Here is a 7,110-nt window from a genome sequence, read left to right as displayed (position 1 = left end):
GTGCGAGAGGTGGTGCGCGTCGGCGGGTCGGTGGGGCCGCGGGTCAGCGGACCCAGCCGCGGTAGCTCTGGCCGATGCGCGGGCCGCGGGTGGTCGGCGGGGCGGGCGCCGCGCCCGGTTCCAGGGCCACGGCCACCGCCCGGACCAGCCAGGCGTTGACGGACAGGCCTTCCTGACCGGCGGCCTCCTCCACCCGGGCCTTGAGGTGGGCGGGGAGGCGGAAGTTGATGCGGGCGGTGCCACCCTCGTCGGCGTCGCCCCCGGCGGACGTGGGCGACGCGAGGGGCGGCACCACGGCCGGCGCCACGGATGGCGCCACTTCGCCGCCGGGCTCGCCGACGGGCTCCGGGGCCGGCGGGGCCGTCACCACGAACTCGGGGTCGAGCCCCCGCAGCCGTACGTCCACCGAGCCGGGCGCCAACTCCCGGGTGATCTCGTCCGAGGCGGCGGACAGCGCATTGAGCAGGGTCAGCCGTGCGGCCGACTCCAGCGGCGCGGTCAGCCGCTCGGCCAGGGCGCGGGCTTCGTCCCCACCGGCGTTGGCGGCGACCGCCAGCTCGTGGCGGAGGTGGTCGACGTAGGGGGTCAGGTCCATGGCTCTATCGTGACACCAAAGTGGCGCCATGGCAAGCGGATATGGCGCCACGTGGCGCCGCTCGGTGCCGGACCGACCGGATGGGTGGTGCCATCGGTACCGCTTCAGTGCCCCCATGGCGCCATATGGCGCCATCCCGCGCCACCGGGCGCCGACATGCGAGCCCGGGCCGAGGGGCCGGTGGGGGCGGGGGCGGTGGTGTTGCGGCACCGGCGCCCGGCTGCGCCGCGCCGAGCACCGTGCTGACCGGGGCCGGCCGGCGTCCGGGCGTCCGCGGCCGCGGCCCGCGCGCTGCCCCCCGCCCGGCGCCGCAGGCCTGGCCACCTGTCGCCCCCCGCTCGCGTTCGCCTACAGTGCGTGAGGCCCGCCGTGGCGGTGCGGTCCGTCCGGTGCGCCCGCCCGAGGAAACAGGAGCTGCTCGTGGTCACCCCAGCCCGTCCCGGATTGCCGAGCGGATCCCTCCCGAACCCCTCCCCGAGGGCCGGCGGTGTCCCGGTTCCCGAGCTGGAGGACGATGAGGTCGCCGCGTGGCGGGCCGGGGGAGGGGAGCTCGTCGAGCTGTTCGCCCGGGCGCGGGAACGGCTCGGTGGTGTCGCCGGGGTGCGGCTCGGGCCGCGCCTGACGGTGGTGGTCACCGAGCCGCGGGCCGTGCAGCACGTCCTGGCCCTGCACCCCGACCGCTACGTCAAGCGCTCGCACCGCGCCCGGTTGCTGATCGGCGACGGGGTCCTGGCCGCCACGGGCGAAGCCTGGCAGCGGCAGCGGCGGCTGCTGCAGTCCCAGTTCACCGGACGGGGCATGCGCCGCTACGAGCAGCGGATCGCCGGGGCCGCCCGGACCGCCGCCGCGCGCTGGGCGGCGTACGCGCGCACGGGCGAGGTCTTCGACGTCGGGGAGGAGATGCGCCGGTTCGCGCTGGACACCATCTGGCGGTCGCTGACCGGGTACCCGCTCGACCCCGCCACCGCACGCGAACTGGCCGCCGTACCGGCCGTCGTGGCCGCGCTGCCGCAGCTGCCCGTCGACGGCTCCGCCGCACCGGACGCCGTCGCGGCCGACCTGGCCAGGATCGACGCCGTGACGGCCCGGGCCGTCGCCGCCGCCCGTACCGGCGCGGCCGGGCCCGACGGGCCGGGCCTGCTGCACGTCCTGCTCGACGCGGCGCGGACCCGGCCGGCGTACACCGACCGCCTGATCAGGGACGAGCTGGTCACCCTGCTGGTCGCGGGCCACGAGACCACCGCCTCCACCCTGACCTGGCTCCACCTCCTGCTGGACCGCAACCCCCAGGAACGCGAACGGGCCCTCGCCGCGGGCCCCGACGGCTCCGCCGAACGCCGCCAGGCCGTCCAGGCCCTCGTGCACGAGACCCTGCGCCTCTACCCGTCCGCCTGGATCCTGCCGCGCTGCGCCGCGCAGGACGACGAACTCGCCGGGTACCGGATCGAGGCCGGCACGGACGTCCTGGTCTGCCCCTACCTCACCCACCGCGACCCCGAACTGTGGCCGGACCCGGCCCGCTTCGACCCGGCCCGCTTCACCACACCGGGCCGCCGCCCGACCCACCCGGGCAGCTACTACCCGTTCGGGGTCGGCCCCCGGGCCTGCCTGGGCCTTCAGTTCGCGCTCCGCGAGTCCACCGTCCTCCTGGAACACCTCCTGCCGGCCCGCACCCCGCGCTTTCGCTCCGTCCCGCCCGGCGCGGCGTACAGCATCACGGTCCGCCCGGACGGACCCACGCCGGCCCGCCTCCTCACGGCGGGCTGAGCCGGAGGCCGTTTGCTGCGGGATCCGGCGGGCAGGCGCGGGGCAGCATCGACCGAGGCACTGGAGGACGCGATGTCGACCGGAACCTTGCTTGCCATCATCATCCCCTGCGCCCTGGTACTGATCGCCCTGCTCGTGGGGCTGTGGCTCTTCCTGCGCCACCGGCGGCTGCAGCACGAGTTCGGCTCGGAGTACGAACTCGCCCGGGACGAGAAGGGCGGAACGCTGGCGGCGGACCGTGAGCTGCACTCGCGCAAGCAGCGGCACGACGAGCTGGACCTGCACGAACTGCCCGCCGAGACCCGGCGTTCCTACGCGCAGGAGTGGACCCAGGTGCAGGAGCACTTCGTGGACCGGCCCGAGCAGGCGGTCGGCGAGGCCGACGCACTGGTCATCCGTGTGATGCGGGACCGCGGCTACCCCACGGAGGACTTCGAGCAGCGCGTGCGCGACCTCTCCGTGGAGCACGCGCAGACGCTGGACCACTACCGCCGGGCGCACGAGGTACAGGTACGCCAGAACCGTGGTGGCGCGGCCACCACCGAGGAACTGCGCGGAGCGATGGTCCACTACCGGGCGCTCTTCGAGGAGCTCCTGGTCCCCGCCGGTTCCGGCCGGAAGGAGTGAGCACCATGCGGGACGAGATCGACACCGGTGCCCGGAGCACGGCGCCGGACGACGCACTGACGACCGAGGACCTGGCCCGCCCGGGCACCGGCGCCGCCGCCTACCCGGGCGAGGCCACACCTGAGGACGACGCCCGCGTCACCGGCGAAACCGGTGACCCCGGTGACGCCGGCGACGCCGGTGACGTCAGTGGTACCGGTGACGTCAGTGGCACCGGTGGCACCGGCGGTACCGCCGAGATCGCCGGCACCGCCGAGGCCGGGAGCGCCGAGGACACCGCCGGCGCGGGCGGGCCGAGCGGTGACCTCGCCGACGAGGAGCCGCTGATGCCGGAGCACGAGGCGGCGGAGTTCCGCGACCAGTGGAGCAGCATCCAGGGCGGCTTCGTGGACGACCCCAAGGAGGCCGTCCGCGCCGCGGACAGCCTGGTCGCCTCCGTCATGCAGCACCTGGCCGGCACGTTCTCCGAGCACAAGGACGCCCTGGAGAAGCAGTGGCAGAGCGGCGGGGAAGTGGCCACCGAGGACCTGCGCCTGGCCCTCCAGCGCTACCGGTCGTTCTTCAACCGGTTGCTCAGCACCTAGGAGGCGGTGCGGGCCATGGTGCGCATCGGCTACACGATGATGACCGAGCAGGCCGGTCCGCGCGCCCTCGTGGAGCACGTGGTCGGCGCCGAACGGGCAGGGTTCGACTTCTCCGTCGTCTCCGACCACTGCTTCCCGTGGCTGGACTCCCAGGGCCACTCCCCGTACGCGTGGAGCGTCCTGGGCGCCGCCGCGCAGGCCACCTCCCGGATCCCGCTGATGACGTACGTGACCTGCCCGACCTTCCGCTACCACCCCGCGGTGGTCGCCCAGAAGGCGGCCACCGTGCAGCTGCTGTCCGCAGGACGCTTCCGGCTCGGTCTGGGGTCCGGCGAGAACCTCAACGAGCACGTCGTCGGGGCCGGCTGGCCGGCCGCCCGGGTCCGGCTGGAGCGGCTGGAGGAGGCGGTGGAGATCGTCCGCGCCTTGTTCGCCGGCGGCTCGGTCAGCCACCACGGCCTGCATTTCGATGTCGACGACGCCCGGTTGTGGGACCTCCCCGACGAGCCGCCGCCGATCGGCATCGCGGCCTCCGGCCCCCGCTCCTGCGCGCTGGCCGGGCGCCACGGCGACCTGCTCGTCGCCGTCGCCCCGGACCGGGACCTCGTCACGGCGTTCGAAGAGCACGGGGGCGCCGGCAAGCCCTGCGTGGGGCAGCTCCCGGTCTGCTACGACCCGGACCACGCCGCGGCCCTCGCCCGGGCCCACGACCAGTTCCGCTGGTCCGTGGGCGGGTGGGCCGTGAACGCGGAGCTGCCCGGCCCGGCCGGGTTCGCCGCCGCGACGCGCCACACCCGCCCGGAGGACCTCGCGGACACCATTCCCTGCGGGGACGACGTGGACGCCGTGGTGGCGGCGGTACGCGCGTACGCGGACGCGGGGTTCACCGAGGTGGCCCTGGTCCAGATCGGCGGGGACCACCAGGTCCCGTTCCTGGAGTGGGCCGAGGCGAAGCTCCTGCCCGCCCTGCGGGAGCTGTGAGCCGAGAGCTGTGAGCGCAGAGCGCAGGAAGCTGTGAGCGCACCTCGCCGCTGTCACCGCTCGCGCGCCGCTGTCACCGCCGCGCGTGGAGGTGGTTGCCCAGGTGGTAGACGGCGAAGGCGCGGTCGATGACCGGCATGGCCACGTTGCGGACGGGTACGCCGTCGCCGGTCATGCCGTGCTCCGTGCCGAGGTGGGCGTGGCCGTGGACCGCCAGGTCGGCGCCTTCGGCGTCGATGGCCTCCGCCAGGAGGTAGCTGCCGAGGAACGGGAAGATCTCCGGCGGTTCGCCGGCGAGGGTGTCCGGGACGGGGGAGTAGTGGGTGAGCGCGATGCGCAATGCCGCTCCCGCCTCCTGGAGTTCGGACAGCGCCCGGCCCAGGGCGGCCGCGCAGCCCCGGGTGTACCGGACGAAGGCCTTCATCTCCGGCTCGCCGAAATCGCTGCCGCTGCGCCCGGCGAAGCCCCCGCCGAACCCCTTGGTCCCGGCGATCCCGACCCGCGTTCCGCCGAGGTCGAGGAGCACGCCGTCGCCCTCCAGCACCTGCACCCCCGTGGCGCGGAGCTCCTCGGTGACGGCTTTCTCCTGGTCGCTGTGGTAGTCGTGGTTGCCGAGCACCGCGACCACGGGGACCGGCAGGCCCGCCACCTCGGCGGCCACCACCCGGCCCTCCTCACGGGTGCCGTGCCGGGTCAGGTCTCCGGCCAGGAGCAGCACGTCCGCATGGTCGCCGAGGGTCTCGAACGCCGGCCGCAACAGCCCGGCGCTGTCCACCCCGAGGTGGATGTCCCCGACGGCCGCCACGCGGATCATGCCAGCTCCTCGGCCCGGTCGGGCGGACGCGGCCAGCTCACGGTGAGATCGGCGTGCCAGTCGATGCCGGCCAGTTCCTCGGCGACGACCATCAGCACGGCCGTCCGGGCCGCCGCGTCGTTGACGCAGCCCCGGACCATCGCACCGGAGCCGTGCGGCTCGATCCGTACGCCGAGTTCGGCGAGCTCCTCGCGGGCCAGGCGGTCGCGCAGGTGCTCGATGCGGTACTCGATGTTCCCGGGGTTCCCGGCCGTGTTCATACCGCCGTCTCCGTTCTGTCCGTCGTACGCGAGCCGACCGGGCCGGCCCCGTCCCGATCGCCGAGGTCCGTTTCGCCGACCTCCGGGTCGCCGTGGACGTCCGGCCGCTCGATGACGCGGAGCCGGTCGAGCAGGTGGAGGAAGGCGTCGGCGAGCGGCGAGGCCCGGTGGGCCCGGTCCAGCCGGGCCCAGTCGATCTGCTCGCGGAGCATCCGGGCCATCGGCAGCAGTTCGCCGAAGTCGCAGTAGTGCTCGCACAGCGCGGCGAGGCGGCTGTCCATCAGATCGGTCGGCGACAGGACCGGCATCCACACCGAGTCCACCGCCTTGACCGTCGCCCGCTCCAGCAGCTCCGTGCTGACCGGACGGCGGGCCAACTGGAAGATCAGGTCGATCTCCTCCCCGCCCGAGCGGCCCTTCACCAGCCAGTCCTCGGGTGCCCGGCGCATCGTGATGCCGCCCTGGGTCAGGGCCTCGATCACCGCGTCGGCGTCCTCGGGACGGACGCAGAAGTCGGTGTCGTGCTGAAAACTGGCGGGCAGGCCGTGGGCGAACGCGGCCACGCTGCCGGCGAGGGCGAACGGCTTCCCGGACCGTTTCAGCAGGGCCGCCACCTGTTTGGTGGTCTCCAGGATCGCCTGCGTGTGGTCCTTCGGCAGCGCGTCGTCGCGCGGTGGGGCAGGACCGGGCGTCCCCGGCGGTACGAGCACGCCGGGGACGCCAGGGGGTGCCTGGGCGGCGTCACCAGTAATGGGTACGGCCCCCCACGGCGTGCCCGGCCGCGCCCAGCACCCACAGGATCAGGCCCAGCACGACCAGGATGATGCCGATCGTCCAGATGATCGAGATGCCGGTCAGGAAGCCGACGATGAGCAGAATCACTCCCAGCACAATCATGAATACCTCCCGGGCCATGGCCCCCTGCAACGGGGACGCCCTGCGTCTACCACCTTCCTGCCGTCCTATGCATCCGAACCGGAACCTGCGGCCGACGCATGAGGGTGGGGCCAGTGGGAAGGCGCGGGTCCGAGCGTCCGGGCGACGGGCCCGGACCCGATCAGCACAGGAGGCGGACCGACCATGGGACACGGTGGAGACGTGGTGCGCGAACTCACCGCCGATCACGACGAGGTCAAGGACTTCTTCCGGAAGCTGGCGGGGACGACGGCGCCGGAGCAGCGCCGGGAGATCGCCGACCAGCTGACCATCGAACTCGTCCGCCACTCGGTGGCGGAGGAGCAGTACCTGTACCCGGCCGTCCGCGAGCACCTCGACGGCGGTGACCGCATCGCCGACAAGGAGATCGCGGACCACGCCGCGGCCGAGGAGATGATGAAGCGGCTGGAGGAACTGGACCCGGCCGCGCCCAGCACCCACAGGATCAGGCCCAGCACGACCAGGATGATGCCGATCGTCCAGATGATCGAGATGCCGGTCAGGAAGCCGACGATGAGCAGAATCACTCCCAGCACAATCATGAAT

At 73.8% G+C, this 7,110-nt stretch carries 10 protein-coding genes; 5 read left to right on the top strand and 5 right to left on the bottom strand.

Annotation, left to right across the window (positions count from 1 at the left end; genetic code table 11):
- Positions 1-43 precede the first annotated feature (43 nt).
- Complete coding sequence (locus EF918_RS30035; protein ID WP_125652083.1) at positions 44-595, bottom strand: hypothetical protein; 552 nt, start codon at positions 593-595, stop codon at positions 44-46.
- 420 nt (positions 596-1,015) lie between these two features.
- Between EF918_RS30035 and EF918_RS30030 the strand changes: the two genes are divergently transcribed.
- The 4 genes from EF918_RS30030 (at position 1,016) to EF918_RS30015 (ending at position 4,554) form a co-directional block, all read left to right on the top strand.
- The gene (locus tag EF918_RS30030) at positions 1,016-2,362 is read left to right on the top strand and encodes a cytochrome P450 (RefSeq protein ID WP_125652082.1); all 1,347 of its coding nucleotides are present in this window, start codon (positions 1,016-1,018) and stop codon (positions 2,360-2,362) included.
- Between the two features lie 72 nt (positions 2,363-2,434).
- Positions 2,435-2,989, top strand: coding sequence for a hypothetical protein (locus tag EF918_RS30025; protein WP_125652081.1), 555 nt, complete (start codon positions 2,435-2,437; stop codon positions 2,987-2,989).
- Positions 2,990-2,994: 5 nt separating this feature from the next.
- Positions 2,995-3,573: a hypothetical protein gene (locus tag EF918_RS37355; protein ID WP_185921984.1), complete on the top strand. Its 579-nt coding sequence runs from the start codon at positions 2,995-2,997 to the stop codon at positions 3,571-3,573.
- A 15-nt stretch (positions 3,574-3,588) separates the two neighbouring features.
- Positions 3,589-4,554 (top strand): TIGR03557 family F420-dependent LLM class oxidoreductase, encoded by a 966-nt coding sequence (locus EF918_RS30015; RefSeq protein ID WP_125652080.1) that lies wholly within the window; start codon positions 3,589-3,591, stop codon positions 4,552-4,554.
- Between the two features lie 73 nt (positions 4,555-4,627).
- Here the strand turns inward: EF918_RS30015 and EF918_RS30010 are convergent, their stop codons facing one another.
- The 4 genes from EF918_RS30010 to EF918_RS37350 are packed head-to-tail and all read right to left on the bottom strand — an operon-like array spanning position 4,628 to position 6,525.
- On the bottom strand, positions 4,628-5,368 hold the full coding sequence (locus tag EF918_RS30010; RefSeq protein WP_125652079.1) for a metallophosphoesterase: 741 nt from the start codon (positions 5,366-5,368) through the stop codon (positions 4,628-4,630).
- Positions 5,365-5,628, bottom strand: a complete 264-nt coding sequence (locus tag EF918_RS30005; protein WP_125652078.1) for a hypothetical protein — start codon at positions 5,626-5,628, stop codon at positions 5,365-5,367. The genes EF918_RS30010 and EF918_RS30005 overlap by 4 nt, the downstream gene beginning before the upstream one ends.
- Entirely contained in the window at positions 5,625-6,338 is a 714-nt protein-coding gene (locus EF918_RS30000; protein WP_260610804.1) for a nucleotidyltransferase family protein, read from the bottom strand. Before EF918_RS30000 ends, EF918_RS30005 begins: the two co-directional genes overlap by 4 nt.
- Positions 6,339-6,369: 31 nt before the next feature.
- Positions 6,370-6,525, bottom strand: coding sequence for a DUF6131 family protein (locus EF918_RS37350; protein WP_185921983.1), 156 nt, complete (start codon positions 6,523-6,525; stop codon positions 6,370-6,372).
- Positions 6,526-6,708: 183 nt separating this feature from the next.
- Here EF918_RS37350 and EF918_RS29995 point away from each other — a divergent pair.
- Positions 6,709-7,110 (top strand): hemerythrin domain-containing protein (locus tag EF918_RS29995; protein WP_148141279.1); only part of this gene is annotated, 402 nt, incomplete at its 3' end.

The organism is Streptomyces sp. WAC06614, assembly GCF_003949795.1.
In the GTDB taxonomy this organism is placed as follows: Bacteria; Actinomycetota; Actinomycetes; order Streptomycetales; family Streptomycetaceae; genus Streptomyces.
This window is presented reverse-complemented; position numbering and strand designations above follow the sequence as displayed.

Coding starts and splice junctions, on each gene's coding strand:
- EF918_RS37350 (WP_185921983.1), bottom strand. CDS start 6,525: ATGATTGTGCTGGGAGTGATTCTGCTCATCGTCGGCTTCCTGACCGGC.
- EF918_RS37355 (WP_185921984.1), top strand. CDS start 2,995: ATGCGGGACGAGATCGACACCGGTGCCCGGAGCACGGCGCCGGACGAC.
- EF918_RS30005 (WP_125652078.1), bottom strand. CDS start 5,628: ATGAACACGGCCGGGAACCCCGGGAACATCGAGTACCGCATCGAGCAC.
- EF918_RS30015 (WP_125652080.1), top strand. CDS start 3,589: ATGGTGCGCATCGGCTACACGATGATGACCGAGCAGGCCGGTCCGCGC.
- EF918_RS30025 (WP_125652081.1), top strand. CDS start 2,435: ATGTCGACCGGAACCTTGCTTGCCATCATCATCCCCTGCGCCCTGGTA.
- EF918_RS30035 (WP_125652083.1), bottom strand. CDS start 595: ATGGACCTGACCCCCTACGTCGACCACCTCCGCCACGAGCTGGCGGTC.
- EF918_RS30010 (WP_125652079.1), bottom strand. CDS start 5,368: ATGATCCGCGTGGCGGCCGTCGGGGACATCCACCTCGGGGTGGACAGC.